Source organism: Vitiosangium sp. GDMCC 1.1324 (assembly GCF_003044305.1).
Taxonomy (GTDB): Bacteria; Myxococcota; Myxococcia; order Myxococcales; family Myxococcaceae; genus Archangium.
This window is the reverse complement of record NZ_PZOX01000014.1, coordinates 55,344-80,585: the sequence shown is the minus strand read 5'-3', so window position 1 is coordinate 80,585 and position 25,242 is coordinate 55,344. Positions and strand designations below refer to the sequence as shown.

The window sequence follows — 25,242 nt, the reverse complement described above, 5'->3', positions numbered from 1 at the left end:
GGCGGAGTCGGTATTTCCCTACAACCGGATGCGGACGCTGAACCCGGCGCGGAAGAGGGCGAGGCCCGAGGCGGGGAGGTCCGCCACGGACGGGTCGGGCTCGAAACGGAACTCGCCGCCGCGCTCGCCGAAGGGCATCTCCACGAAGCACCGGACGATGACATCGCGCAGCGCGTACATGCTGAAGTCCACGCGCCCCAGGGCGGTGCGGTCCTCGACGTTCATCAGCGCGGTGGCCATCACCGTGGGCTCGTACTGGCTGCGCCGGGCGAGGCTCACCTGGGCCATGCCGTAGTAGCGGCCGAAGTAGAGCGGGCGGTAGTCCCCGGTGGATTGCAGCCAGGTGAGCATCCCGCGGTCGTCGTACCCGAGCGGGTTGTAGAAGCCCTCCAGGCGCAGGACGGAGCGGAAGACATCGGCGACGCGGAACGTCCCGGTGATGCCTCCACTGGCGAGCACGCTCGGGCCCTGGAGGGGATCCTCCGCGAAGCCCTCGGCGGTGCGCTTCCAGTGCTTCACGTCGGAGTCCCGCACGAGCGCCGCCTCGGCGTAGAGCTCGAGCGGTCCCAGGCCGATGCCCCAGTCCAGGCCGTAGCGCGGGCGGCGTCCCTGCTGGAAGACGGCGGTGGCGGCGAGCTCACTGCCGCCGATCGCCGTCTCGGCGCGCACGGCGCCTCCGTAGCGCAGCTTGTCCTCGCCGGTGCCGTTGAGGTCCGCGGTGGCGATGAACCAGAGGTTCGACGTCATCTCCTCCCAGGGGATGCCCACCTTGAGCATGTCCACGCCGGTGCGCAGGTCGAACGCATCGAGCGGCTGTGGGTTCGGCTGGCGGAGGAAGTCGGTGGGGTTCCAGACTCGGGCGCTGCCCCATTTGATCTGCTGGCGTCCGAGGCTGACGAACACCCGCCGGGCGATGCCGAACTGGAACCAGAACTGATCCAGCTGGACGCTGGGCGAGGAGAGCACCTTGTCGAGCGGATCATAGAGGAGCCGTCCCTTGACGAAGCCGGACATGCTCTCCGAGGGCTTGATGTCCAGGGAGAGGTCCACGAGCGAGGGGACGGAGGGATGGAGCGAGGTGCGGGTGTCCTCGGGGGCGAGTGCGCCGCTCAGCTCGGCGCGCTGGTAGTAGAGGCCGCCCAGGGTGAGGAGGTCGCGCGGCTGCGACTCCTCCTCGCTCCGGGGTGGAGCCGCGTCGGTGATGGGAACGCGGTGGGGCGTCCTCAGGTCCGAGCCGTCCTCCTCGGGGTCGGTGATCACCGCGGGCCGCATCAGCGAGTCCATGGACGACGAAGCCGGGGCCGCCGGCGCGGTGGACTCCTCTGCCCGAGGCGCGGGCTCGGTGACGGAGGCGGGCTCGGGGGCCGGCTCGGCCCCACGCCAGGACTCTGCGGTGGCGGCGCAACTCCAGAGGAGGACCAGGGCGGCGGCGGGAGCGAAGCGCATCGGATGGGGGGAGCCTGTGGGGGGAGGGGGAGTCTAGTCAGCGGCGGCAGGGGCGCGGAATACCGGGGGGGTCCGCCACAGGACCGAGCCCAGGAAGATCCACACCAGTCCCGCGATGCCGAAGGGCAGGCCGTCCATTGCATACGCGGGGAAGGGGCCGTGGAAGTTGGAGAGGATGAGCAGGGCCACCATCAGGCCGCCGAAGGAGCGCAGGAGGGTGGAGGCCGGGCGAGGCAGCGTGGCCTCACGCCCCATGGCGATGCCGAGGAATGTCGCGCTGACACAGGAGCTGAGCACCCCGATGGCCCCGAACTCCTGGACGAGGCGAACGGACCCGGTGAGGCCCGACAGCAGGAGCGAGTAGAGGGTGGACGCCGTCAGGGCGAGGGCGGCCAGCACCAGCGCTCCCCTGGCTGGCCACCGGGCGCGTCCCTGGAGGCGGAGCGGGAGCCCCACGAGCGCGAAGTCCAGGAAGAGGAGGCCTCCGCCGAACGAGGAGAAGCCGAGCCAGGACAGCGGGGTCGCGTTCAGGTCGGAGGAAGCAACCTGTCCGGTCTGGAGCCCGGCCCAGACATCGACGGCGTAGTAGAGGAACCACAGCAGCCCCCCGAGCGCCGCCGCCGGCCCCTCCCAGCGGGGAGACGTGCGGGGGGAGCGCTGCGGAGGGCTCTCCGTGTGCGTGCCGCGAGTTTCGGAGCCCATGCTCAGCGCGCGAGCTCGAAGAAGAAGTCATCCACGGCGATCGCCTTCCCAGAGGCGACGGCGCGGTCGTACACCCACTTGCCCACGGCCAGGTCCAGCACGCCCAGGCCGAAGGGCGAGAAGATGATGGGGCGGGAGCGATCCACCTTGCACTGGCCGCGGATGAGCTGGGCGAGCGTTCCGGTGACGAAGGCGCGTCCTCCCGTCAGCTTCTCGGCGAGATGGGGGGACGTGTTGGCCTTCATCACGTGCTCCACGTCGTCCACGAGGTTGTAGGACTTCAGCAGCAGCTCCGGCGCCAGGTCCCGGAGCGAGATGTTGAGCACCAGGGGGTTGTGCGCGAGCAGGGCCGGGTCGTGGATGTACGGGGTGGCGGCGGTGGTGGCCAGCATGATGACGTCGCTGCGCTTGAGCAGGGAGTCCAGGTCTGGCGCCACGCTCACGCGCTGGTGACGCTCGGGGCGGCACACCTGCTGGGAGAAGCGCTCGGACTCACCGGGAGTGGTGTCGAACAGGAGGACCTCGTCCACCTCCCAGCCCGCCGCCAGCAGGAAGGTATAGAGGTAGCGCGAGATGAGGCCGTTGCCCACGATGCCCAGGCAGCGGGCGCGCCGAGCTCCGCCGTTCATCCACTGCGCCGCCAGCACCGCCGAGCCCGCCGTGCGCGCCGCGGAGATGATGGAGGACTCGAGGCAGGCGAAGGGATAGCCCGTCTCGTAGCTGTTGAGCAGCAGCACCGCCGAGGCGCGCGGGAAGCCACGCTTCACGTTGGCCGGGTAGCTGGCGATCCACTTGATGCCCGACACATCCACGTCCCCGCCGAGGTAGGCGGGCAGGGCGATGATGCGGGCGTCGGGCTTCTCGGGGAAGCGCAGGAAGTAGCTGTCCGGGTTGACGCTGTTGCCTTCCCCGTGCGTCAGGTAGGCGGATTCCACTTGTTGGATGCACCCGGCCACGTCGCCGTGGATGATGTCGTGGGTGACCTTGCCTGTGATGATGGAGAAATCGAAACGCATTGCCTGAGGGCCTTTCGAACCGACCGGCGTGGGGAGTGTTGCGATGAGCGTGACTGCTCGAGCCGGGTCAGTTGGAAGGGATTGTAGAGGGTCTCCCGCCAGCCCCCAGCGCGATCTCCCGAGTTGCCAAGCTCGCTGTTTTCATGGTCCTCTCAGCCTATGCGGTTCTGCCGTGTTTTTTCAACGCGTGAGAGGATGAGAACGCGCCGGGGGCGAGCACGCCATCCGGGCGGATCGGAGACGCGGTGGCGCTCGAACACATCACGACGCTGACGTGTGTCCGCTGCGGGCGGACGCACGGGCTGGACGTCGCGTACACGTGCCCGGCCTGTGGCACCGAGGGCATCCTCGACGTGGGGTACGACTACGAGCGGGTGGCGCGGACGCTCACGCGCGAGTCGCTCCCCTCCCGCCGGAGGGATCAGTGGCGCTACATGGAGCTGCTGCCGGTGGACGCGCGCCAGGAGCTGCCCGAGCTACAGGTGGGCCTGACGCCGGTGTACGAGGCGCCCCGCCTGGCGGAGGAGCTGGGGCTGGCGCGGCTGGTGCTCAAGGATGACGGGCGCAACCCCACGTGCTCGTTCAAGGACAGGGCCAGCGCGGTGGGGGTGGTGAAGGCGCGCGAGCTGGGCCGCGAGGTCATCGCCTGTGCCTCCACGGGCAACGCGGCCTCGTCGCTGGCGGGCTTCTCCGCGGCGTACGGGCTGAACAGCGTCATCTTCGTGCCTCACCGGACGCCGGAGCCCAAGGTGGCGCAGCTCCTCATCTATGGAGCGCGGGTGCTGCGGGTGGCGGGCAGCTATGACGAGGCGTACTGGCTGTGCCATGCCGCGTGCGAGCGCTACGGCTGGTACAACCGCAACTGCGCCATCAATCCCTACCTCGTCGAGGGGAAGAAGACGGTGGGGCTGGAGCTGGCCGAGCAGTTGGGCGCGCGGATGCCGCAGTGGGTCGTGCTCTCCGTGGGAGACGGCTGCACGCTGGCGGGCGCGTGGAAGGGCCTCCGGGAGATGCACCGGCTGGGACTGTTGCCGTGGCTGCCGAGGATGCTCGGGGTGCAGGCCGCGGGCTCCTCGCCCATGGTGCGTGCGTATGCCTCGGGGGGCGAGCCGGTGCCCGTGGAGGCCCGGACGCTGGCGGACTCCATCGCCGTGGGCCAGCCGCGCAACTGGCGCAAGGCCTTCCAGGCCATCCGCGAGTCCCAGGGCGCGCTGCTCGAGGTGACGGACGAGGAGATCCTCGAGGCCATGCCGAGGATGGCTCGGCGGACCGCTGTCTTCGGGGAGCCGGCCGCGGCCGCGGCCCTGGCGGGTCTGACCCGTGCCGTGCGTGAAGGCATCGTGAATCGGAGTGAAGACGCCGTCGTCGTCGTCACGGGCAACGGGTTGAAGGATGTGCGCAGCGCCATCCAGACCGCGGCGCCTCCCGTGGACCTGCCCCCGGACCTGGCCGCCCTGGAGTCCGTGCTCCATAAATTGAGACTGCCAGCCTCGAATTGACGCTGGAACCTCAGAAATCGGGAAATCATGCGTTGACAGCAAGCCCTTGGACACGAGACTATGCACCCGCGCTGCATAGTTACTCCCCCCCAGGAGGCACCCCCCATGGCGTTGGAAGAGACCACCCCGGTTTCCGCTGAGGCTTCCGCCACCGAGTCCACCCCCTCCGTTGCCGCCGCCGCGCCCGCCGTGCCGGAGAAGCTCGACGAACTGGAGGAGATCAACTTCCTGCTCGAGGAGATCGAGAGCAAGATCGCCCCGCTCGCGCTGGCGTGAGCCCTTCGCTGGACCCAGGCGTGCGCTCCTACGAAGAAGCCTTCTCCCCGTATTGGCACCCCGTCGCGTTCTCCCAGGAGCTGAAGGATCGCCCCCTGGCGGCGCGGCTGCTGGGTCGCGAGCTCGTGGTGTGGCGCACGGCTTCCGGTGTCGCCGTGACGCAGCGTTACTGCGCGCACCGCGGCGCTGATCTCTGCGCCGGAGAGGTCTCCGCCGAGGGCCTGCGTTGTGCCTTTCACGGGTGGACGTACGGGCGTGACGGGCGGTGCGTGCACGTGCCCTCGCAGCCGGGCGCTCCGCTTCCTCCCAACGCCGCACTGGCCTCGTACTCCGCCACCGAGCGCTACGGCCTCATCTGGGTGTGTCTGGCGCCCGAGCCCGCGGCGCCGCTGCCCGAGTGGCCCGAGCTGGAGACGGGCAAGGTGGCCACCGTGGCGCTCCCGCGTCTGGACTGGGACGTGTCCGCGGGCCGGATGATGGAGATCGTCCTCGACGTCACGCACCTGTCCTGGGTGCACAAGGGGACCTTCGGCAATCCCGAGCAGCAGGAGGTGCCTGCCTACGAGGTAGAGCGCACGGCCTCGGGAGTCCGGGCGCAGATCTCCTATCCCGCGCTGGCTCCTCCTCTGGACGGAGCGCCTCCCAAGGTGGACCGGACCTCGCTCACCTACGAGGTGACGTTCCCCTTCGCGGTGCGCCTCACCTTCAAGCCCTCGCTCTTCTTCCCGCACACGGTGTACGCCATTGCTTCACCGTGGTCGGAAGAGAAGATGCAGTGCTTCTACTTCTCCTCGTACCACCCGGCGCTGCGGCACTTCCCGGACATCTTCGTGAAGTCCGAGCTGGCCATCCTGGAGCAGGATCGTCTGATCGCCGAGGCGCAGCGGCCCCGGGCGCACCCGCTGGATTTCGCCGGCGAGGTCCACGTCAAGGCGGACCGTCTGCCCATCGAGTACCGCCGGGGAGTGATCGCCCTGCGGCTGGGCCGGCCCGTGGATGGACCCACTCCGGGCTGAGCGCGGCCGTTTCTTCTCGGTTTCTGGGGTTCCTATGGCCTCCGACTTTCATTTCGCGCGAACGCTCTTGTAGACTGCGCCCACCCTCACGCTCCATCTCCCCCCGCCTGCCGCCCCGGCGGAGCGCGCAGCACCCCCCACCGCATGAACCTGCACCGCAAGAGTCTCCTCCTGTGTCTTGTCTTGCTCGCGTCGGGCTGTGATGTCTTCACCACCACCGACGCGGAGGGGACGCGTGGCCGTGGCGCCAAGGCGTTCGACCCCTATTCGAGCTCGGCGTCCGGGGCCATCTCCCTGTCGCTGCTGTACTTCAACGGCTGCGCCATCCTGCCCAACGGCGAGCCGGTGTCCCGCGGGTCGCTCAACCTGCCGGGCTACCCGGACAAGTGCCAGCGCATCAATGACTCGCTGCCGCTGAAGGACCCCGCGCCGCCGGAGGCGAAGATGCCCATCGTCGCCGGCTCGCTCTACTTCCTGCGCGAGTTCACCGCCATGGACGCGGTGGCCACCCGGCTCTCGCTCCCCGTGGATCCGGCCTTCTTCAATGATCGCCGCACGCAGGCCACGTGGATCCGCAAGCAGTCGCGCTTCAAGAGCCTGGACTGGTCGGGGATGACCATCGGCCGTGACGAGTGGCGCAGCCAGGGCGAGGCCATGTTCCAGCGCGAGACGTTCTTCGAGAACGCCGCGTGGATGATCTCCGACGACGACACCTTCAAGCTCGAGGTGCTCGACGCGGACGGCACCGTGCGCGCCTCGGAAACGTACGGCCGCAAGGACTTCCTCGCGGAGAACAGCGTCACCGGGCGCACCCGGGCGAGCTGGACCCTCTATGGCCTGTCCCGTCCGGAGTACCCGGGGGATCCGGTGATGCACCCGTCCCCGGACTTCGGCACCCCCATCACCCACACGGGTGTGAAGGTCTCGTTCGCCAACTCGACCAACCCGTTCAAGTCGTTCCGCATGCCGCAGCTCACGGGCGAGGGCGTCATCCGCCTCACCTGGAGCCTGATGCCCGAGGAGCCCTTCGTCTTCCCGGTGACCTTCGTCAACGAGCCGGATCGCCAGGCCACCTGCTACAAGCTGGACGCCGCGGGGCTGGCCACGGAGGAGCAGGTGCCATGCGGCTTCGGCCTCGAGCAGACGGTGCGCTTCCAGAAGCCGAACAACGGCAAGTACTTCATGCCGGGCGAGACGGTCGACTTCCAGATCTCCCTGCACGACGGTGACGGCAACGGCCTGCACCCGCGCGATTCCCTCCCCTCGTACAACCAGTACCTGGCGAGCGAGTCCAATGGCATCGCCTACTTCAACGAGTGGATGATCACCACCTTCCGTGACGCGAGCAGCTCCGAGGCCGGCTACAAGGTGGTGGGCCCGTTGGATCAGCTGAAGGTCGTCAACGGCACCTACTCGCTGCCCTACTTCGCCTACCCGGAGACGAGCGAGCCCAAGTTCATCGTCGAGCCGGGTCTGCTGCGCGTCATCGCCGGTTACGTGGACGCCCAGCAGCCCACGCGCTACAGCGTCAAGCTGCCGTCGGACGCGAAGCCGGGCACCTACGCCCTGCTGCTCAAGGGGCACCGCTCCTTCATGGGCGAGCGCCTCAACCGGTTGGACTCGTTCATGTTCCAGGTGGGCCAGGAGAAGCCCACCTCGTACCCGGGCCGCGTGGGCAACTGCCAGATCTGCCACAACGGCGTGAACTCGCTGGTCAACCTGCACCACGGCATGTCCGTGGACCATGTGGAGTCGTGCAAGACGTGCCACTTCGACGAGACGGTGGGCCACATCTCCGACATGGTGCACCGGCTGCACATGGGCTCGCGCAAGTACGCGCAGAACAAGGCGGACTGCACGCTGTGCCACCTGACGCGGGAGAGCACCCTGCGGCCGAGCATCATGGCCTGCAACGGCTGCCACGTGAACGCGCACGGCACCGAGTACTTCGACCTGAAGTTCGAGAGCCTCCAGAACACGCCCAACGCCTACGGCAACTGCGCCAACGCGTGTCACGTCACGACTCCGCCTTCCCGGCACGTCATCCCCGCCCAATGAGCTTCCCGAGGAACGACATGAGGGCCACATCCTTCGTCATCAGCCTGTCGCTCGCCGCCGCGCTGGGGGGTTGCTCCAGCGTGGAGTCGCAGTCCACGCCCATCCAGGGCAGTGATCTCTATTCGGAGCTGCCGTCGCGGCGGAGCACCGTGTCGGGCATCGTGTACGACCCGGAGGCCTTCTTCTTCACCGTCGCCACGTGGCCGGCGCCGCCCCCGGGAGAGGAGCCGTCTCCGGACGACGAGGCACCTCCTCCCGCGCTCATGGTGGGCATCCCCTACCTGATGCGCTCCAGCCCGCTGGTGGCGCAGATGAGCGTCACCCAGGGGAGCTCCGAGGTGTCCAGCGGGGCTTCGGCGCCCAACGGTTTCTGGGAGCTGGGAGGGTTGTCCACGGGTGAGACCGTGTACCAGGTCAAGTCCACGCCTCCGCAAGGGGGCATCGAGCTCTGGAACGAGCCGGAGTTCTTCCCTCCGGAGGTCTTCCCGCCCGTTCCTCCCGCGAAGTACTACTCGACGACGACGCTGCGCCCCATCGTGCCGCGAGTGGGCTCCTGCCCGCTGCAGATGGCCACGGTGGTGGGTGAAGCCGGCGCGCTCGGCGCGGTGGCCAACCTGCTGACGAGCATGGGCACGGCGACGACTCCCGCCGACCTGGTCGACCCCACGAAGACGGGGGGCGTGGCGCTCATCTGGCTCTATGCCCCCAGCCCCGTGCTTGACGTCTTCGACTCCCCCTCCGGTGGAATCTCCGCGGAGGCCAGTCAGGGCACCCTGTATCCGATCGGCTGGGCGCCGGACGCGCATGAAGGCGACCCGGAGCCGCCTCCCCCCGGCCGCTCTCCCATGGGCTACTTCGCCCTGCCTCCTGGGGAGATCAGCCCGCTCGGGTACTACGCGCTCGTTCTGCCCAAGGGCGCGACGGGGCAGGTCGCGGTGAGCTTCCACGACACCGTGACGTCGGCGCCTGGCGAGGAGCCGGGTCCTGGTGGCCCGCGTCCCTGGTCCACCCCTGGGTTCTCCTTCGACGCCACTCCAGGTGTCTCGTTCGCCCGGCTGCACGCCATGCCCGAGGCGGGGCCGGAGGATCCGCTCGCCGAGCACGTGCCCGAGCCGGACACGAGCTGGCAGTGCCTGCCGTGAGACAGGGTGAGGCCCGCCACGCCCCCACGGGGTGAGCGGGTCCCGGCCTTTCAGGGATGAACGTGCAGCCGCCGGAAGCGCACGGTGGGCTGTCCGAAGGAGACGGGCAGCGGGCCGTGATTCAGCTTGCGGCAGCCGCGCGTGGCGAAGAGGTTCTGGAAGTCCGCGCCCACGGCGTCGATGGCCGCCAGCGCCTCCAGGCCGTTGCCGCGCAGGATGCCCGGCCCCACGAGCCGTCCCAGCCGGCCGTCGCGGATCTCCTGGGCCTCGACGATGGAGAAGCTGAAGTCCCCCGACAGCAGGTTCATGTGGCGGGGCGTCAGGTGGCGGATCATCAGCCCATAGGAGATGTCGGCCAGGAGTCCCTCCAGCGAGCCCTGGTGGGGCTCGACGCAGGTGTGCGCCATGCGAGGCAGGGGAGGGTGCTTGAAGCCCACCCGCCGGCCATGGCCGTTGGGGGCGCGGCCCAGGGCTCCGGCGCTCCGCACATCGAGCAGCGGTGCGCCGACGACGCCCTCGCGGATGAGGTGCACGGGCTGGGCGGCCTGGCCCTCGTCATCCCAGGAGTAGGCGAGCGCCCCATGTCCGTCGGTCGGATTGTCGGAGACGGAGAGGAACGGCTCGGCGACGCGCTGTCCGAGCCGGTGGGCCAGGTACGAGCCACCCCGGGCGATGACGTCTCCCTCCATGGGATGGCCACACACCTCGTGGAAGAAGCAGGCGGAGGCGGCACCGGGAGGGAACACCACGGGCAGCGGACCCGTGGGGCACGGCACGACGGGAGTGCACTCCTGGAGCTGGCGCGCAAGTCCGGCCACCAGGGCCTCGAGTTCGGGCAGGGCCGCGCGCATCGCCGCACCGTCCGGCCGGGCCGCGCAGCGCCACAGCTCGGCCATGCCCGCCTCGGTGGCGTGGTACGCCTTCACCTCGAGCAGCGCGTAGCGGCGCCGGTCCCTGGCCTGGAGGGACTCGGTGGCGAAGAGGGTGTGTTGATCCACCTCCCGCAGCAGCACATCCAGGTGCGCGGCGCCGGCGGCGCGGGCCGTGTCCACGAGCCGACGCACCAGCTCCGTCGCCGCGCTCTCGTTCCACGGGGGCGACTCGGGTCCGAGCAGCTCGCGCGCCGGAGTCAGCACCTCCGAGGGCAGGGCACCTGCTGGGAGCGAGCCTCCCGCCACCTCGGCCCAGGTCTGCTCACTGCCACCGGGCACGTCCTGGCGGGCCGCGAAACCGCGCTCGAGCACGGGCGACTGCACACGCAATCCCGAGCGCTGGTAGACGACCTCGGTCACCTCGCGCCGCTCCACGAACCAGTCCCGCAAGACGATGTGCCTCCGAGCACCTTTTTAACCCATTCGCGGCGAGCCCGTTGACGGGGGACGAACGACTCGAGGGCAGGCAGCCCTCCGGGCCTGGTTTCGAGCAAGTGGTCCGATGGTCGGACCAGTCCGCGAAAAGCGCCGCCGGGAGTCACCCGTCCCGCCGGTAGCCACTCGGGTAGGGAGAGGGGATGGGGCATGATGGGTGGAGTGAGCGCGGAGAGCGAGATGCCGGAGACCGGCGCGGATGGGCGTGAGGTGGGCGCGGCCATGGCGCCGCGTGTGTTGGCCGGGTGGGCTCGGGATGCGCTGACCGCGTTCTCACGAAGGCATGACGTTTCCTCCTCCGAGCTGTTCCTCACGGCGAGCCGGGGGCTGACGCTGGAGTACGAGGCTCGCACGGGGGGCCTCACCTTCAACCGGGGCGACTCGCTGTCGGCGGCGGCGCGAGTGTGGCAGGGAGAGCGTTCCGGGCACGCGGTGTTGCCCGTCGGCGCGCCCGAGGACCTCGAGCGTGTGCTGTCCCTGGCGCTGGTTCGGATGGGGCCGGGCTCCGCCGCTCCGCCTGTCGTGGCACCAGGCCTGGATGAAGACGTGCCGCCCCCGCTTCCGGAACTCCCGGCTCAGCGGATGCAGTGGCTCGCGGAGCTGCTCGTCCACACGGTGGTTCCGCCCGGCGTCGTGGTCCAGGCGGTGGTGCTCGCACGAACCGTGAGCTGGAGGGTGCTCGTGCGGGGCGACGGCACCCTTCGGTTCGGCTCGGACTCGCGCGAGGAGGCGTTCGTGCGCTGTGAGACATCGCGCGGGGCCATCGTGGACGCGGTGGCCTCGCCGGTGGCGGAGGACTGGGCCATCACCTCCTTGCGGGAGCGGCTCGCTCAGGCTGTCGAGGCCCTGGAGGGACCCGCGGAAGCGGTGGACCCGGGTCTGCCCCTCGTGCTCCGGCCCGCGGTCGCGGCGCCGCTCGTCGCGGGGCTGGCCTGGCTGCTGCGGGGGGACGTGGTGGCGTCGACACCCGCCCTCTCCCGCGCGGTTGGAAAGAAGCTCTTTCCCTCGGTGCTCGGCGTCGAGGACGATCCGCTCCATCCCCTGGGTGCTTGGCGACGAGGCTCCGATGACGAGGGAGTGCCCACGCGCCGGTTGCGGCTCGTCGAGGAGGGGCGGCTCCAGGGCTTCCTCCACTCGGCCGGGACGGCGGCACGGCTCGGCGCGGAGCCCAACGGCCGTGGCCTGCGCTTCGAGTCCTCCGCGCCGGTGCCCTCGGCGCTCAACCTCTTCATCGTCCCTCGCGGCGATGCGCTCCCCGAGCGCCACACGGAGCTGGTGGCGCGCGTGGAGATGTTCACCACGATGCCGCGTCCGGGCACGGTGTCCTTGATGGCGGGAGGCTGGGAGGTCCACGAGGGCCGGCGCGTGCGGAGGATCGCCCCGGTGGAGCTGAACCTGCCCGTGCTGGAGACGTTCCGTGGACTGCGAGGCGTGGGGTCGGACCTGACGTTCTTCCCCACTGCCGAGGGGTGTGGCACTCCGACGCTCATCCTCCCGCCGCTGTTGGGGGGATGAGCATCTCTCCGGGCACGGTGCGGCTCAGCGGCGGGCCACGAGCGGCTCGCAGCGCGACACGGCGCGCCAGCGCACCAGGTCCTGGAGCAGCGAGCGGAAGGCCCGCGTGTTGAATCCGCGCGCCGTCAGCCGGGTGAAGAAGGCCTCCTCGAGCGCCTCCACGTGCTGGGGTTTGCCGCTGTTGAGGGCCTTGAGGAGCGCGTCGATCCGGCGGCGCACCGTGGGGGACGGCGACAGGGTGGTGGAGTGGCCGTTGGCGGAGAGCAGCACCTGCCCCTTGGGCAGCGAGACGGCGACGATGGGGCGCTGGGGGCTGGTGCGGATCCACTCCTTCGGGGTGAGGGGCGCTTCGCCCGTGGCCTCGGGAGGGGAGCCCAGCAGGGCTCCAGCGGTGAGGTAGCGGGTCCAGTCGGAAAGCTGCTCACGCTCTGCGGCGAGCAGTTCCTCGCGCCGGGTCCGCTGCTGGATGGACTTGCGCACGGAGGCCGGTACGCGCCAGGCGCCACTCCCGGGCAGCTCGGTGTGGCGCAGGCGGCCGGGCCACTGGCCCTTGGGCGCGCGGCCGGCGAACTCCGGAGGCTGGAAGTTCACCCCGAGCGAGGCGCTGATGGCCAACCCCTGGGAGGGCTCGGCGCGGTGCCAGTAGGAGGCCGGCCAGTACATCAGGTCTCCGGCGCGGCCCACCAGGGTGGTGGCCTGGGCGAGCACCTGCTTCTCATCGGCCTTGTCGCGCAGGGCGATGGCGCCCGGCCGGTGGATGAAGCCCGGATCCTTCGGCACCTCCTCGCGTCCGGAGAGCAGCTCGAAGGGCCACATGCTCATGGTCTTCTGCCCCTCGACGACGAAGTAGAAGATGTGCAGGTCGTCCTTGTGCACACCGAAGGGCGTGTAGAGGTAGTTGCCGAAGAAGACGCACGAGTCGCTGAGACCCAGGGGCACGCCCACGGCCTCATGGAAGCCGGACAGGAAGCTGCGCATCTGCAGCCAGTGGCCCCAGTGGTGGCACTGGGCGCGGTTGAGGACGAGGCCGAAGCGCTTGCCTCCCAGGTTCCGGGTGACGCGCTCCACGTAGTCGTTGGCGCTGCGGTCCTCGGGCAGCGGCAGGTGCTTCTTCGTGAGCGGGAAGATCAGCGAGTAGTACGGCATCCCATCGGGGCTGTCCTCGTGCTCGACGAAGAAGCGCACGACGCTCATGGGCGGGTACTCGTCGCGCAGGCTGCGGGCGCTGGCCTCCACGGCGGCGGCGAAGATCTCCTCGGTGGAGGGGAAGTGGGCCTGGAACAGGCCCCGGAAGAGGACCGGCTCGCGATCCCAGTACCGCTTCGCGAAGTCCTTCCAGAAGGAGCGGGGGAGCGCGAGCGAGGGCTCACCCTGGGCCGGTGAGAGGGGGGCGGGAGCGGGGGGGGCCAGCATGGAGGAGGAGGTTAGCACTATGCCTCCAGAGGCTGGAGGGGGCCGGTGCTCAGGCGCTCGAAGCGCCAGAGGATGGCGAGTGCCACGGTGGCCAGTCCCACGCACAGGCCGACCCAGAGGCCCACCACGCCGTAGTTCAGCACGACGGCCAGTACCAGGCCCACGGGCAGGCCGACCAGGTAATGGCCCACCAGGACGGCGGTGGAGGGGAAGCGCGTCTCGCCCATGCCGCGCAGCACGCCCGAGCCCACGGCCAGCACGCCGTCCGAGAGCTGGAAGAGGGCCAGCACCATCAGCAGCGGAACCAGGAGGGAGACGACGTCGGGCGCGGCGCCAATCAACCGGGCGAGCTGTTCGGGGAAGAGCACGAAGAGGAGCCCACTGCACGCCATGAAGCAGGCGCCGGAGAAGAGCGCGAGCTGCCCGCTGAGCCGCGCCTGGGACGCGTTGCGAGCCCCCACCGCCCAGCCCACGCGCACACTGGCCGCGTTGCCGATGCCCACGGCCACCGTGAAGGAGAAGATGCTGTAGGAGATGGCGATCTGATGCGCGCTGACGCTCTCCGGGCCGAGCCCTCGCGCGAGCACACTGGTGAGGGCGTGAATGCCCTCGTCCGCGATGATCTGCAGCCCGATGGGCACGCCCACCCGGAGGGCCTGGAGCATGTCCGCCGGCACGGGCCGCCGCGAGGGCGCTCCACCGGAAACGGGCACGCGGCGCACGGCCACACTCACGATGAGCCACTGCACCAGGGTGCACAGCGTGGTGGCGATGGCCGCGCCCTTGGCGCCCATGGCGGGCACCGCGCGCAGCGGACCGAAGAAGGCGGGCAGGTCCGCTCCGCCGAAGACGAGCAGGATGTCGGCCGCGAGGTTGAAGAGGTTGGCGACCACGGTGGCCACCACGAGCACGCCGGTGCGCCCCACGGCCTGGAGGTAGGCCCGCGTGGTGATGAAGAGCATCATCAGGGGCAGACCAGGGGCGCGCCAGGTGAGGTAGTCCTGGACGTGGGGGAGCTCCTCGAAGCCCCACCCGAAGTGCGGCAGCAACCGGGGAACGACCACCACCGGCACCGCGAGCACCAGGCCCGCGAGCACCGCCAGGTAGCTGCCCTGCCAGAGCAGGGTCCGGGCCCGGGAGGGATTGCCGGCGCCCATCGCCTGGGACACGAGCGGGTCCACGCCGATCATCAGGCCCACGCCGAAGCTGCCCACCACGAAGAGGGCGGCGTTGGACAGGGCCACGGCCGCGAGGATGGACGTGCCCGCGCGAGCCAGCACGGCCGTGTCCACGAATCCCATGAGCGACTGGCCCGCCTGGGCGATGGCGATGGGGATGGCGAGCTTCCACAACTCCCGGAGCTCTTCACTGCGGGAGGAGACGGCTGTCGGGGGGGACATGGGAGTGGGGAGGCTAGCGCACCCGGCCGAGTCGCCGCGACCCGGGCCCATGGAGGGCGTCTGTACTTCGCACCGGGCATCGCCTAGCGTTGAGCGCCCCCCATCGAGCTTCTGCCCGCCGTTCCCCTCCTCCGGACGGTGGGGAAAGGACGCCATGAGCTTTCAGCCCCCCACCGGTTTCTGGAAGAGCTTTGCGCGGGAGGTCTGGGGCAAGCAGCCTCGGGTCTTCAAGAAGGTCTTCGGTGGCGAGCTCCTGGCCTCTCCGGAGGAACTCTTCCGTGTCGCCTCGGAGGAGACGGTCCGGTATGCCCCGACGGCCGGAGCGTGGATGCGTCCCCGCCCCTCGCGAGTGGCCATCGAGCGCGGACAGCTCATGGTGCAGCTCCCCTACATGCCGCGCCAGGAGGACGGCTCCTTCGAGGGCTGGGCCCGCCGCATGCGCCAGGAGACGAAGGGCCAGAGCTTCTGCTTCCACATGAGTGGGCTGCAGAGCCGGTCGAACCTCATCTTCGAGCGCTACCGCCAGTTCACCGACGGCCTGTTCCAGGAGATCGGCCTGCCGCCCTGGAGGATCGACTCGGACATCTTCGCCGGGGACTATCGCGAGACTCCCTTTGGCGTGCACAAGGACGTGACGGGCAACTTCGCGTTCATCGCCGAGGGCCACAAGCGCATGCTGCTGTGGACCTATGAGTCGCTGCTCCCCTACACGAAGGGCGGGTTGGATCCGGAGTCGCTCGACTTCACGCTCCAGATTCGCAGCTTCACGGAGCTGCCTCCGCCGGCCATGGCGCTGGAGGGCGAGCCGGGCGATCTCTTCTACTGGCCGGGCTCCTTCTGGCACTGCGCGGAGGGGACCGGGGGGTTGTCGGTCACCAACAACCTGGCCATCTACCTGAACACCTCGCCGCTGGTGGACAGCATGCCGGACAAGGTGTTCGAGGCGGTGCTGCCGCCGCTCGAGGAGGACATGTCCTTCACGGCCTACGAGCCGGCGCGCCGTCAGGAGCTGGCGGGCGCCCTGCCCGAGAGCCTGCGCGACTCCACCCGGCGCGCGGTCGAGGGGCTGAAGCGGCTGGTGGACGGAGGCCTGGAGCGGGAGATGGAGCTCTCGTGGCTGAGGTACGTGAGCGGGAGCGGCTTCCTGCAGGTGCCTCCGCCCGACTCGGGAGCGGTGCTCGACGAGGCACGGGCGATGAAGTTGGCCACACACGCGGGACTCGTCTGGCGCAAGCTCGCCAGCGGGGAGCTGGCCGTGGCGGCCAACGGCAACGTGACGTGCTTCCCGGAGAGCCGCGGGCTGGTGGAGCTGCTCCAGCGGCTGTCGGGTGGGGGCTCGCACCGGGTGGGGGCTCTGCTGGACGAGGCGGTGGAGGAGCGCCAGGGCGGCTCGGTGGTGTGGTCGCGCGAGCGGATGCGGGACGTGCTCACCGCGCTCGTGGCGAAGCGCGCCCTCGTCGGCGCCTGAACGGTGCCCAACGCGGGGCCACTCTCTTCCGCGCCAGTCGGTGTAGGCTGCCGCACCTTGCCGATCTGGCACGCGAAGGAGTAACAGTTCGATGTCCGCGCAGACGATGGAGCAGTTGGTTTCCCTGTGTAAGCGCCGGGGATTCATCTTTCCCGGCTCGGCGATCTACGGCGGCCTTCAGGGCACCTACGACTACGGCCCGCTGGGCGTCGAGCTGAAGAACAACCTCAAGCTCGCCTGGTGGCGCGCCAACGTCTGGGAGCGCGAGGACATGGAGGGGATCGACGCGGCGATCCTGATGAACAAGCTGGCCTGGCGCTACTCGGGCCACGAAGAGACCTTCGTGGACCCGATGGTCGACTGCAAGAACTGCAAGATGCGCTGGCGCGCGGATCAGATCTCCGGCAAGTGCCCGAACTGCGCGTCGACGGATCTCACCGAGCCGCGCCCGTTCAACCTGATGTTCAAGACGCAGGTCGGACCGGTGCCGGACCCCGAGTCCTTCTCGTACCTGCGTCCCGAGACGGCACAGGGCATCTTCGTCAACTTCAAGCACGTGCTCGACTCCACGTCGCGCAAGCTCCCGTTCGGCATCGCGCAGATTGGCAAGGCGTTCCGCAACGAGATCACCCCGCGCAACTTCATCTTCCGCGTCCGCGAGTTCGAGCAGATGGAGATCGAGTTCTTCGTCCGCCCGGGCGAGGACGAGGCCTGGCACAAGAAGTGGGTGGAGGATCGGATCAACTGGTGGCTGTCGGTGGGCCTGTCCCGGCAGAACCTCGAGCCGTACCACCAGAAGCCCAACGAGCTCGCCCACTACGCCAAGGCGACGGTGGACCTGCTCTACCGCTTCCCGCACGGACTGGAGGAGCTCGAGGGCATCGCCAACCGCACCGACTACGACCTGGGATCGCACAGCAAGGACCAGGGCGCGCTCGGGCTGAAGGCGCGGGTCAGCCCCAACGCGCACAGCACGGAGAAGCTCACCTATTTCGATCCCGAGACGAAGCAGCACGTGGTGCCCTTCGTGATTGAGCCGTCGGCCGGCGTGGACCGCGGCGTGCTCGCGATCCTGAGCGAGGCCTACGCGGAGGAGCAGGTGAAGCCCGCTCCGGCGGACCGCCTGAAGCCGGTGGAAGAGGCGCTCGGCACGTTCCTCAAGTCGGTGGGCCGCAACGAGAAGCTTTCGGCCCAGGCGAAGGAGACCATCATCGCCGAGGGCGAGCGGATCGCCCAGGCGCTCGGCGAGCGGCTGCCGTCCATCACGGGGCTGCTCTCGCTGCCCGGCGCGGAGAGCATCGAGGTGGCGAAGAAGCTGCGCGGCCAGGTGGACCCGGTGGTCGACGAGTTCTACCGGACGGTGCTGCACTTCAAGCCGCACCTGGCGCCCATCAAGGTGGCGGTGCTTCCGCTCAAGAAGAACAATCCGGAGATCGTCAACACCGCGAAGAGCATCCGGAGGAAGCTCCAGTCGACGGGTTCGATGCGCACCGTCTACGACGACACCGGCGCGATCGGGAAGCTCTACCGGCGCCAGGATGAGATCGGCACGCCGTTCTGCATCACGGTCGACTTCGACACGCTGGGCGAGGGGAAGGACACATCGCTCAAGGACACGGTCACCGTGCGCCACCGCGACAGCATGGCGCAGGAGCGCGTGGCCATCTCCGAGCTCGAGACCTACCTGCGCGAGAAGATGCAGTAGGCGGCGTCAGGCCGAAGCGGTGGATTTCTCCACCAGGGGGGCGGATGCCTCTCCTGGTGGAGTCATTCATTCTACACCAGGGCCTTGCGGCCGAAGGCCTCCCGGAGGGCGCGCCCGATCCGGCGCAGGGCGAGCAGATCGGCGAGTGCGGGCGAGAGCGCGTTGATCATGGACAGCAGCGCAGTCGCTCTCCCCATGATGGCGACCTTGCGGCGGGCCAGCGCGCTCTGGAGCACGAAGTCGGCCACCGCTGAGGGGGCCACCACCTTCGTGCCCAATTCCTGCCAGAGCCGGGTAAAGGGCCGCTCAGCCTCTGTGTCGGCGGGCTCGGGGCAGAGATAGCTCACCACGATGTCTCTCCCCTCCAGCGCCAGCTCCCGGTTGAGGGCCTCGCTGAATGCCGCCAGGCCCGCACGGGCGGCGACATCGGCGGTGTAGTAGGGGAAGGCCAGCCGTCCATCCCCGAAGCCCCCCAGCAGCAGGGCCACACCCCGCTCGCGCAGGTGGGGCAGGAAGGCGCGCAGGGCCAGCATGGGCCCGGCCAGGTTGACCGCCAGCTCGCGCTGGAGCTGCTCGGGCGTGTGGCTGGCGAAGGACTGACGCGTGTCCTGGCCAGAGGCGTTGATCAGCAGGTCGAACGCTCCGAAGGATGCCGCGGCCCGCTCCAGCGAGGCGGCGTCGGTGAGGTCTGCCTGGAGTACCGGCGCCGCGAGCTCCGTGGCCAGCACCTGGACCTTGACGGGGTCTCGGACCACCAGCCCGACGGAGGCTCCCTCCCGGTGGAGGGCGCGCGCAATCGCCTCGCCCAACCCTCCCGAAGCACCGAGGACCAGGGCACGGCGGCCCGCGAAGCTATTCCCCGTGTTCACCTTGGGCTTGCGCAGCCGCGCGAGCACTTCCTTCCCCAGCAGCGCGCCCCCCACCCAGAAGAGTCCCTCTCCCAGGCCCACGGAGAGTGCAGCCACCAGGGCGCGCTGCTCGGCGGGCAAGGGCAGGAATGGAGCAACGAAGACGCCGCTCCACACCGGGAAGGAGGCGATGACCATTCCCCAGGCCAGCCAGCGAGGAATCCACCGGTTCATGGCTGCCCTCCCGCCAGCTCCAGCAGACGCGCGACGACACGGGAGCGGATCTTGCCCGTCGGGGGCTCGAAGCCCAGAAGGTCGCTCAGCCAGAGCCCGTCGACCGCGAGCCGGACCACCCAGGCATCAACCCCTGGCAAGCCATCCCGTCTGAGTGCCTCATTCCAGGCGGAGTAGCGTTGACGCAGCGGCTGGAGCAGCGCTGGGTTCATCGCCACGGCCGCGAGGATCGCGACGGAAACGGCGTCCTCCTCCCCGGGTCTGTCCAGGGTTGCCCGCACGTAGGCGCGGCTCCAGGCCCCGGGCCCGGGGGGGCCGGCCGCCGCTGCATCCGCGTGGGCCGTCTCGAAGGACTCCACGAGCTGCTCCACGAGCGCCGCGACCAGGGCCTCCTTGGACGGGAAGTGGTACAGGAGTCCCCCTTTGCTCAGGCCCGCCTCCGCGGCCACGGCATCCAGGGACAACGCCTCATAACCATCACGCCGCACGATGCGCGCGGCGGCTTCCAGCAGGGCTTCTCGACGAGAGGGGCGTGTCTGCATGGAGAAACTGTACCGTCCAGACGGTTGAGTATCAAGTCCCCGGCCGTCGGCGTGCCGCACCCGGTATCAGAGTGCTCCCCGAGCGATGGCCGCGGCCAGGTTCTCCGCGTGGATCTCCGGGTAGCGGGAGTTGTGGCTCGGCCCCAGCAACGCTTGACCGCCGAAGACGCCGCGCGCGTACATGAGAGGGAGCCAGGCGGGGACGTTGCGCGGCTCCTGTGCGATGCGGCGCTTCGTCTCGCGCTCAAGCTCCTCGAGCGATCCGAGCCGTTCGCGGGAGAGCTTTCTGCCGCGGATCGATTCCCACGTCTTCGCGAAGGTGAGGATGTCCATCCGGTCGCCGGACACGAAGAGGCGCTCCGGCACCTTCCGTTCATCGAGCGCGGCCGCGGCGGTGAAGCGAGCCGTGTCCTCCCACGTCGTCCAGTCGATGGGCGTCGTCCCATCGCCCCAGTAGCGGACGATGCCCTTCTCGCCGTCGAACAGTCCGAGGAAGCCGAGCACGTTGCGATCGGCGAACATTCCCTGGAGCACGTGGACGACTTCGAACGAATCCGAGACTTCGCTCCGCGCGCTCTCTCCGAGCGTCCGGCGCCAGTCGGAGTGCACGTTGATACCCGCGGGAAGCGTGAAGAAGTCGTAGGCGAAGGCCGAGGGAATGAAGCGCCGGGCTCCAGCGGCCTTCGCGGCTCGGATCAGCGAGAGCTGCGCGTCGATGATGATGTCGGGCCCGAAACCTTGCAACGCCGACACGACGGTAAACGCGCCGCGCACCGCGTCCGCGCGTGCTTCGTCATCGGCGCTGACGGCATCGAAAGCTGCCAGCTCGACCCGGTCTTGCGCGAGAGCCGCGACCTCGGGCTTGCCTGGATTTCGCACCAGGGCCCGGACCCGGGTGTCTGGATGAGCGAGGAGAGAGTTCACGATGAGGCGGCCGAGCTTGCCGGCGCCACCGACCACGACGATGAGCTTGGTGTCCATGGGCTACAAGATGCTGTCGTCCCCGCGTCCGGACAATGCGCCTTGCATCGAACGGTTTGTCAGGCAGGATCAGACAATCATGATCTTGCCTGGCGACATGCTCCTCTACGCCACCGTCGTTCGAGAGGGCAGCTTCACACGAGCAGCGCAGCAACTCGGCCTCACCAAGCAGACCGTGAGCGAGCGGCTCGCCAAGCTCGAGGAGCAACTGGGCGTGCGGCTGCTCGAGCGGACGACGCGCCGCATCCGCGTGACAGACGTCGGAGCCACCTACTACGAGCGGTGCTCCGCTATCGCGGCGCAGATTGACGAAGCCAACAACGAAGTGCAGCAGCGGCAAGCAGAGCCGGCAGGCTTGTTGCGGGTGTCGGCGCCAGTGCTCTACGGCCGCCGCTTCCTGGCTCCAGTCATCGCCGATTTCCTCAATCGCTATCAGAAGGTGCGAGTCGAGGTGGTACTCGCCGATCGCCGTGTCAACCTCATCGAGGAGGGCTTCGACCTCGCCATTCGAGTGGGGGACCTGGACGACTCCTCGCTCGTCGCGAGGAAGCTCGGTGAAGCGCACGTCTATTACGTCGCGAGCCCGAAGTTTCTTGCAGCGCACGGAACACCAAGCGCGAAGACTTTCCGCACTGCGCGCTGTATTGGCACCAGGCCATTCGAGACATGGGCTGTTTCGGGTGTGCAGTCGAAAATCGAGCCCGTGCTGGTGTTCAACGATCTCGAAGCCGCATGCGACGCCGCGATCGCTGGTGTTGGCATTGCACGACTCCCGGCGATCGTGTGCAGGGATGCCGTGCGCGAGGGACGCCTCCAGGTCCTCTTCGGTCCAGAGCCCGCGATGCTTCGCACTGTGTATGCCGTCTACCCGAGCCGGCAGCACCTCCCCGCGAAGGTCAGACTCTTCGTCGACGCGCTGGCCGCGCTCGTAGAACCGATGCTCCCACTGGAACAGAGACGGAGGGGGCGAGAGGGTCGCCGCGAATGACGCCGCCGGCAGCGAGGGGCACGGGGAGCTGTCAGACCAAGAGGGCGCTCAGGTCCGGTTCCCGACGAAGAGTCTCCGGGAATCGATTTTCGCGAGGCACCGTGCACCGCTCGCGGAGCACGCGAGCGGCTCGAGGCCCGCTGCGTCGAAGAGGGGGCGCCGCTCATTCGTGCGCAGGTTGAGCAGGACGAGTGTCGCGCCCTCGTCCGTGCGCCCGCTGTCGCGCGCTCGCTCCTCGACGGCCACGACCGCATCCGGTCCGGCCCAGAGCATTGGCAGCTCATATGTCGAATAGAGGTTGTCGACCGAGGGAGGGACCCGCATCGCCTCGCGCGCCCACTGCTGGAAGTCCCCTGGGAGCTCCTTCCGCTTGCCGCCGTCGAGCGTCACGATGATTGGCATTCCGTCGCGCTCGGCCCGGACACCGAGCACGTCACCCGCGAAGCACAGGTGCGTGAAACCGAACTTCAGGTGCTCGTCGCTGCGGAGCACCTCGTGCACCTGCCCCGTATCGACGTCAATGATGACGATGACCGCGGCATCATCCTGCCCGTAGCCCTGGGAGCGCTCGTTGACGAAACCCGGAGTGACGAGCGAGAGGGCGATCCGTCGAGACGTGCTGGCGATCGCTGTGCAGAGCCCCGGCAGCTCGAAAATGTCCCTGCCTTCTATCGCAATGGCCGACTTCCCTCGCCGCCACCATGCCGTGACGAGGCGCTCGCCCGCGAATGCGCCGAAGGCTAGCGATGTAGGCTCCGTGATGACGCGCTCGAAGCCGCGGTATGCCGCATCGGTGTTCACACGTGCACCGACGAGCGCACGCGCGAAGAGGTCGACAAGGCGTCGCCGCTGGTGCGGGCTGCGCTCCTCGAACTCGGCGATGCCGACGCCTCGCGCGACGTGGAGGAGCAGATCGACACCATCCTGGGAGCCGATGGACAGCAACTCTGTCTCGACGCCGACGCGCCGCACGCTCTCGCTCGGCGCCGCGCGCACGCAGAACGACGAACGCGGCACGCCGGGTTCGAGTGTGACCGGTACCTCGAGCCAGCTCGCGACCTTGCGGACGAACGCGGCCCCCACCGACGCATCGGCCGCGTCGATGCTGGTGTCGGTCAACCACACTCCATCGTCGAGCACGTATCGTGTGCCGAGCGGGTGCTCCTCCACCGCGAGCTTCACACGGAGCGGCGGCATCTTGTCGAGCGCGGGACGCACGAATGACAACACGCTCGCAGATGGCACCTTGTCACCCTCGATGAGCGCGAGCGAGACGTCGGCCCATCGCCGGTCGGCGAGTTGTTCGAGCAGCTCATCGAAGCCGTCGGAGAGGTAGCGCTCGAGCGCCTCGTGTACGGAGCGCGGCACCTCCCCGCTCTCAATCCTGGGCTTGATGCGCTCCTCGTCGATTTCGACACCGTGGAAGCTCAGGCCGTCCATCGAGTATCCCGACAGCACGACCTCGCCCGTCGGCGCAGCCTGCGCTATCACCATCGCCGTGCCGTCATAAAGCGACACGTGCAGGGCCTCGCACCGGAGCACACGCGCGATGATGCCGAGCCGATGCTCGCCCGACGACCCCGGCTCCGCGAGCAGCTCGAGCGGGGCGGTCTTGATGACGGACCAGCCGAGTCGGCCGGCCCCGATCGCGATGGACCACCGGTCGGAGGTTGCGCCGGTCCCGTACTGCATCTTGTCCCATCGCTCGCGCTTGCGTCGCACGTAGGGGGCTGCCACGAGCCCTTCCGCCAGGCAGAGGTCGCCAATGGCACGCTCGAGCGCATCGAGGTCGTCAGTCCGGAAGAACGTCACCTGTCCCCATTCGCCCATGGGGCACCTTCTATCGCCGTCACGAATCCTTTGGTACCTGGGCGGGGGGGACCATCATCAAGGAGGATTCTCATGAAGCCAGGCTGGACAGCGGTACTGCTGATGCTCCTCGCCGGGTGCGGCTCCATCAACGAATCGAGCGGTTCCCTCGGGACCAAACCCATGCCGTCACCGGGGGCCAAGCCCGCTGTAAAGAAGGAACTGCCGTGGCTGACGGTTCCGGGTGGGCGGATGAAGACGACGACAGGTTTCGAGAGTCCTTCCGAGAGGACTGGAGCAAGAAATTCGGAGAGTGGCCCGGGGATGGCGCCAAGTCGTGGCCCGGCCATCACGTCCGGGATCTCCAGCATGGAGGCGCTCCGGTGGACCCCAACAACATCTTCCCCGCCAAGCCCAGCGTCCACGACCTGTACGACAGGGCATATCCCGCCTGCTACGGCGGCCAGCACCCTGGAATACAGTGGGTCCCGATCTGCCCTACACGGACAACTGACGATGGCCACGCCCATGAGCCGCCTGCTGGAAGAGGTTTCCCGCGACCACTTCCCCTATCCGCCCGCCACGCCCGAGGAGCTCGAAGCGTTCGAGCAGCGGGTGGGCTGGAAGCTGGATCCGGACCTCCGGACCTTCTATCTGCACTGCAATGGGGCGGAGCTGATCAAGCGGCTGCCGAATTCGCCATACCAGATGCTTCCCTTGTCCGAGATCGTCCGGGCACGAGTGGCTCTCTACGGCGAGGATGATGACAAGTGGGGTCCGGCCTCGGTGTACGCCCTCTGTGACGTGCAGGATGGCAACTACGTGCTGGTGGACATGAGCCGCCAGGAGAATGGTCGCTACCCTCTTTTCGACGGCGACCACGAGGCATGGCCGGACCCGGCCTATTGCAAGCAGGTCGCCAGCTCGTTCTCGGAGTTCCTGGAGCAGGTGCTGCGCACCCGGCGCGGCCTCTACTGGCTGGGGGAGTGAAATCCCTTCCTGTGACGCCCTTTTTCAGCTCCGCGTTCGGAGCCGTTCACCAACCCGTTCGCAGCGCTCTCGGCGGGACGGGTTCTCTCAGCTTGCACCGACCCAAGCATGCGAACAGTTGCGAATCTGGCAGGTTGCGCGCGGTGAGCCGGGACACTCTCTCTGATTCGCACTGTCCCGCGACGAATGCGGGGGCCGTTTGTCGCGTGCCCGGTTCGAGTCCACCACGGGGCTCATCGCTGCGCTGCCTGCCGCTCGAACTCCTGCATCATCCGGTCGAGCGTCGCCCGCTTCAGCGGGACCTTGAGCGCTGCGAGGGCGCGCCCGATCTCCTCGCCCGGGACGGTCCACATCCGCCTGTCGATGCACGCTCCCCACGGTGCGTAGAACTCTCCCTGCGACTCCGTGAAGAGGAGCGCGATGCAGCCTCTCCGTTCGATCTCGCCGACGCCAACGTGCAGGGCGAGCTCGATGTGGGGATAGTCGTCGGTCCACTCTTGGCGCGGCTGGTACGTGCCCTCGACCACATCGGCGCTCGCGATGGCGCCCAGGAACTTCTTGGCGGCACCGGCGGTGATCGTGACGTCGACGACGCGCTCACCCGCCAGACTGCTCAAGCGCCGGCCCTCGTCCGAGAGCCCACCACGTGCTCCGCGTCGAAGCTCGTACAACGTGGCGATCGGCGAGTGCGGGTTGTACCCGACCCACTCGTCGTGGATGACAACCAGTCGCGTCGCGTTGAGGTCGATTATCTCGCCGAGCGTGTTCTCGCCGCCCATATTCGACCTATCGCACGCGTTCACGTCGCTCGGGAAGCACCGACTCGG

21 protein-coding genes are annotated in these 25,242 nt (G+C 68.8%); 10 read left to right on the top strand and 11 right to left on the bottom strand.

The features are described 5' to 3' along the window. Positions 1–18: 18 nt before the first annotated feature. From DAT35_RS34155 to sbnB, 3 genes are read right to left on the bottom strand one after another with little or no spacing between them, the layout of a single operon-like run. A complete protein-coding gene (locus DAT35_RS34155) occupies positions 19–1,446 on the bottom strand; it encodes a hypothetical protein (RefSeq protein ID WP_146210010.1) in 1,428 nt (475 codons plus the stop codon). Positions 1,447–1,479: 33 nt separating this feature from the next. Then, positions 1,480–2,148, bottom strand: a complete 669-nt coding sequence (locus DAT35_RS34145) for a hypothetical protein (RefSeq protein WP_108073093.1) — start codon at positions 2,146–2,148, stop codon at positions 1,480–1,482. A 2-nt stretch (positions 2,149–2,150) separates the two neighbouring features. Continuing rightward, positions 2,151–3,164 carry a 2,3-diaminopropionate biosynthesis protein SbnB gene (sbnB, locus tag DAT35_RS34140; RefSeq protein WP_108073091.1) on the bottom strand — a complete coding sequence of 338 codons (1,014 nt, stop codon included), beginning with the start codon at positions 3,162–3,164 and terminating at the stop codon, positions 2,151–2,153. 245 nt (positions 3,165–3,409) lie between these two features. Between sbnB and DAT35_RS34135 the strand changes: the two genes are divergently transcribed. The 5 genes from DAT35_RS34135 (at position 3,410) to DAT35_RS34120 (ending at position 9,155) form a co-directional block, all read left to right on the top strand. Continuing rightward, a complete protein-coding gene (locus tag DAT35_RS34135; RefSeq protein ID WP_108073089.1) occupies positions 3,410–4,663 on the top strand; it encodes a threonine synthase in 1,254 nt (417 codons plus the stop codon). 105 nt (positions 4,664–4,768) lie between these two features. Beyond that, entirely contained in the window at positions 4,769–4,939 is a 171-nt protein-coding gene (locus DAT35_RS58385; RefSeq protein ID WP_146210009.1) for a Xan family putative trans-acting RiPP leader peptide, read from the top strand. A gap of 20 nt (positions 4,940–4,959) precedes the next feature. Then, positions 4,960–5,955: an aromatic ring-hydroxylating dioxygenase subunit alpha gene (locus DAT35_RS34130; RefSeq protein ID WP_108073544.1), complete on the top strand. Its 996-nt coding sequence runs from the start codon at positions 4,960–4,962 to the stop codon at positions 5,953–5,955. Between the two features lie 144 nt (positions 5,956–6,099). Beyond that, the gene (locus tag DAT35_RS34125) at positions 6,100–8,013 is read left to right on the top strand and encodes a hypothetical protein (protein WP_108073087.1); all 1,914 of its coding nucleotides are present in this window, start codon (positions 6,100–6,102) and stop codon (positions 8,011–8,013) included. Between the two features lie 17 nt (positions 8,014–8,030). Beyond that, on the top strand, positions 8,031–9,155 hold the full coding sequence (locus DAT35_RS34120; protein WP_108073085.1) for a hypothetical protein: 1,125 nt from the start codon (positions 8,031–8,033) through the stop codon (positions 9,153–9,155). A 50-nt stretch (positions 9,156–9,205) separates the two neighbouring features. Here the strand turns inward: DAT35_RS34120 and DAT35_RS34115 are convergent, their stop codons facing one another. Further along, positions 9,206–10,477: a TldD/PmbA family protein gene (locus DAT35_RS34115; protein ID WP_233261888.1), complete on the bottom strand. Its 1,272-nt coding sequence runs from the start codon at positions 10,475–10,477 to the stop codon at positions 9,206–9,208. A 195-nt stretch (positions 10,478–10,672) separates the two neighbouring features. Here DAT35_RS34115 and DAT35_RS34110 point away from each other — a divergent pair, with 195 nt between their 5' ends. Beyond that, the gene (locus DAT35_RS34110) at positions 10,673–12,037 is read left to right on the top strand and encodes a metallopeptidase TldD-related protein (RefSeq protein WP_108073081.1); all 1,365 of its coding nucleotides are present in this window, start codon (positions 10,673–10,675) and stop codon (positions 12,035–12,037) included. Positions 12,038–12,061: 24 nt separating this feature from the next. Here DAT35_RS34110 and DAT35_RS34105 read toward each other — a convergent pair whose 3' ends face one another. Together DAT35_RS34105 and DAT35_RS34100 are read right to left on the bottom strand one after the other, a co-directional pair. Beyond that, positions 12,062–13,468 carry a hypothetical protein gene (locus tag DAT35_RS34105; protein WP_158502019.1) on the bottom strand — a complete coding sequence of 469 codons (1,407 nt, stop codon included), beginning with the start codon at positions 13,466–13,468 and terminating at the stop codon, positions 12,062–12,064. Further along, positions 13,468–14,850 carry an MATE family efflux transporter gene (locus tag DAT35_RS34100; protein WP_233261887.1) on the bottom strand — a complete coding sequence of 461 codons (1,383 nt, stop codon included), beginning with the start codon at positions 14,848–14,850 and terminating at the stop codon, positions 13,468–13,470. The genes DAT35_RS34105 and DAT35_RS34100 overlap by 1 nt, the downstream gene beginning before the upstream one ends. Positions 14,851–15,004: 154 nt before the next feature. On the opposite strand from DAT35_RS34100, the gene DAT35_RS34095 reads away from it, so the two are divergent. Both DAT35_RS34095 and DAT35_RS34090 read left to right on the top strand, forming a co-directional pair. Next, positions 15,005–16,318, top strand: a complete 1,314-nt coding sequence (locus DAT35_RS34095; RefSeq protein ID WP_108073078.1) for a hypothetical protein — start codon at positions 15,005–15,007, stop codon at positions 16,316–16,318. Between the two features lie 91 nt (positions 16,319–16,409). After that, entirely contained in the window at positions 16,410–18,023 is a 1,614-nt protein-coding gene (locus DAT35_RS34090) for a glycine--tRNA ligase (protein ID WP_108073076.1), read from the top strand. Positions 18,024–18,094: 71 nt separating this feature from the next. Here the strand turns inward: DAT35_RS34090 and DAT35_RS34085 are convergent, their stop codons facing one another. The 3 genes from DAT35_RS34085 to DAT35_RS34075 all read right to left on the bottom strand — a co-directional run bounded on the left by DAT35_RS34085 (position 18,095) and on the right by DAT35_RS34075 (position 20,628). Continuing rightward, the gene (locus DAT35_RS34085) at positions 18,095–19,105 is read right to left on the bottom strand and encodes an SDR family NAD(P)-dependent oxidoreductase (protein ID WP_108073074.1); all 1,011 of its coding nucleotides are present in this window, start codon (positions 19,103–19,105) and stop codon (positions 18,095–18,097) included. After that, positions 19,102–19,647: a TetR/AcrR family transcriptional regulator gene (locus tag DAT35_RS34080; RefSeq protein ID WP_108073072.1), complete on the bottom strand. Its 546-nt coding sequence runs from the start codon at positions 19,645–19,647 to the stop codon at positions 19,102–19,104. Before DAT35_RS34080 ends, DAT35_RS34085 begins: the two co-directional genes overlap by 4 nt. A 66-nt stretch (positions 19,648–19,713) precedes the next feature. Next, entirely contained in the window at positions 19,714–20,628 is a 915-nt protein-coding gene (locus DAT35_RS34075) for an NmrA family NAD(P)-binding protein (RefSeq protein ID WP_108073070.1), read from the bottom strand. Here DAT35_RS34075 and DAT35_RS34070 point away from each other — a divergent pair. Next, entirely contained in the window at positions 20,627–21,616 is a 990-nt protein-coding gene (locus DAT35_RS34070) for a LysR family transcriptional regulator (RefSeq protein WP_233261886.1), read from the top strand. The two genes, DAT35_RS34075 and DAT35_RS34070, sit on opposite strands and share 2 nt — an antisense overlap. Positions 21,617–21,664: 48 nt before the next feature. On the opposite strand, the gene DAT35_RS34065 is transcribed toward DAT35_RS34070, so the two are convergent. Next, positions 21,665–23,428, bottom strand: coding sequence for a hypothetical protein (locus DAT35_RS34065; protein ID WP_146210008.1), 1,764 nt, complete (start codon positions 23,426–23,428; stop codon positions 21,665–21,667). A gap of 513 nt (positions 23,429–23,941) precedes the next feature. Between DAT35_RS34065 and DAT35_RS34055 the strand changes: the two genes are divergently transcribed. After that, entirely contained in the window at positions 23,942–24,415 is a 474-nt protein-coding gene (locus DAT35_RS34055; protein ID WP_108073066.1) for an SMI1/KNR4 family protein, read from the top strand. A gap of 233 nt (positions 24,416–24,648) precedes the next feature. Here DAT35_RS34055 and DAT35_RS34050 read toward each other — a convergent pair whose 3' ends face one another. Then, positions 24,649–25,194, bottom strand: coding sequence for a hypothetical protein (locus DAT35_RS34050; RefSeq protein WP_108073064.1), 546 nt, complete (start codon positions 25,192–25,194; stop codon positions 24,649–24,651). Positions 25,195–25,242: the final 48 nt, after the last annotated feature.

Coding starts and splice junctions, on each gene's coding strand:
- DAT35_RS34155 (WP_146210010.1), bottom strand. CDS start 1,446: ATGCGCTTCGCTCCCGCCGCCGCCCTGGTCCTCCTCTGGAGTTGCGCC.
- DAT35_RS34145 (WP_108073093.1), bottom strand. CDS start 2,148: ATGGGCTCCGAAACTCGCGGCACGCACACGGAGAGCCCTCCGCAGCGC.
- sbnB (WP_108073091.1), bottom strand. CDS start 3,164: ATGCGTTTCGATTTCTCCATCATCACAGGCAAGGTCACCCACGACATC.
- DAT35_RS58385 (WP_146210009.1), top strand. CDS start 4,769: ATGGCGTTGGAAGAGACCACCCCGGTTTCCGCTGAGGCTTCCGCCACC.
- DAT35_RS34125 (WP_108073087.1), top strand. CDS start 6,100: ATGAACCTGCACCGCAAGAGTCTCCTCCTGTGTCTTGTCTTGCTCGCG.
- DAT35_RS34120 (WP_108073085.1), top strand. CDS start 8,031: ATGAGGGCCACATCCTTCGTCATCAGCCTGTCGCTCGCCGCCGCGCTG.
- DAT35_RS34110 (WP_108073081.1), top strand. CDS start 10,673: ATGATGGGTGGAGTGAGCGCGGAGAGCGAGATGCCGGAGACCGGCGCG.
- DAT35_RS34100 (WP_233261887.1), bottom strand. CDS start 14,850: ATGTCCCCCCCGACAGCCGTCTCCTCCCGCAGTGAAGAGCTCCGGGAG.
- DAT35_RS34095 (WP_108073078.1), top strand. CDS start 15,005: ATGAGCTTTCAGCCCCCCACCGGTTTCTGGAAGAGCTTTGCGCGGGAG.
- DAT35_RS34090 (WP_108073076.1), top strand. CDS start 16,410: ATGTCCGCGCAGACGATGGAGCAGTTGGTTTCCCTGTGTAAGCGCCGG.
- DAT35_RS34085 (WP_108073074.1), bottom strand. CDS start 19,105: ATGAACCGGTGGATTCCTCGCTGGCTGGCCTGGGGAATGGTCATCGCC.
- DAT35_RS34080 (WP_108073072.1), bottom strand. CDS start 19,647: ATGCAGACACGCCCCTCTCGTCGAGAAGCCCTGCTGGAAGCCGCCGCG.
- DAT35_RS34070 (WP_233261886.1), top strand. CDS start 20,627: ATGGGCTACAAGATGCTGTCGTCCCCGCGTCCGGACAATGCGCCTTGC.
- DAT35_RS34075 (WP_108073070.1), bottom strand. CDS start 20,628: ATGGACACCAAGCTCATCGTCGTGGTCGGTGGCGCCGGCAAGCTCGGC.
- DAT35_RS34055 (WP_108073066.1), top strand. CDS start 23,942: ATGGCCACGCCCATGAGCCGCCTGCTGGAAGAGGTTTCCCGCGACCAC.
- DAT35_RS34050 (WP_108073064.1), bottom strand. CDS start 25,194: ATGGGCGGCGAGAACACGCTCGGCGAGATAATCGACCTCAACGCGACG.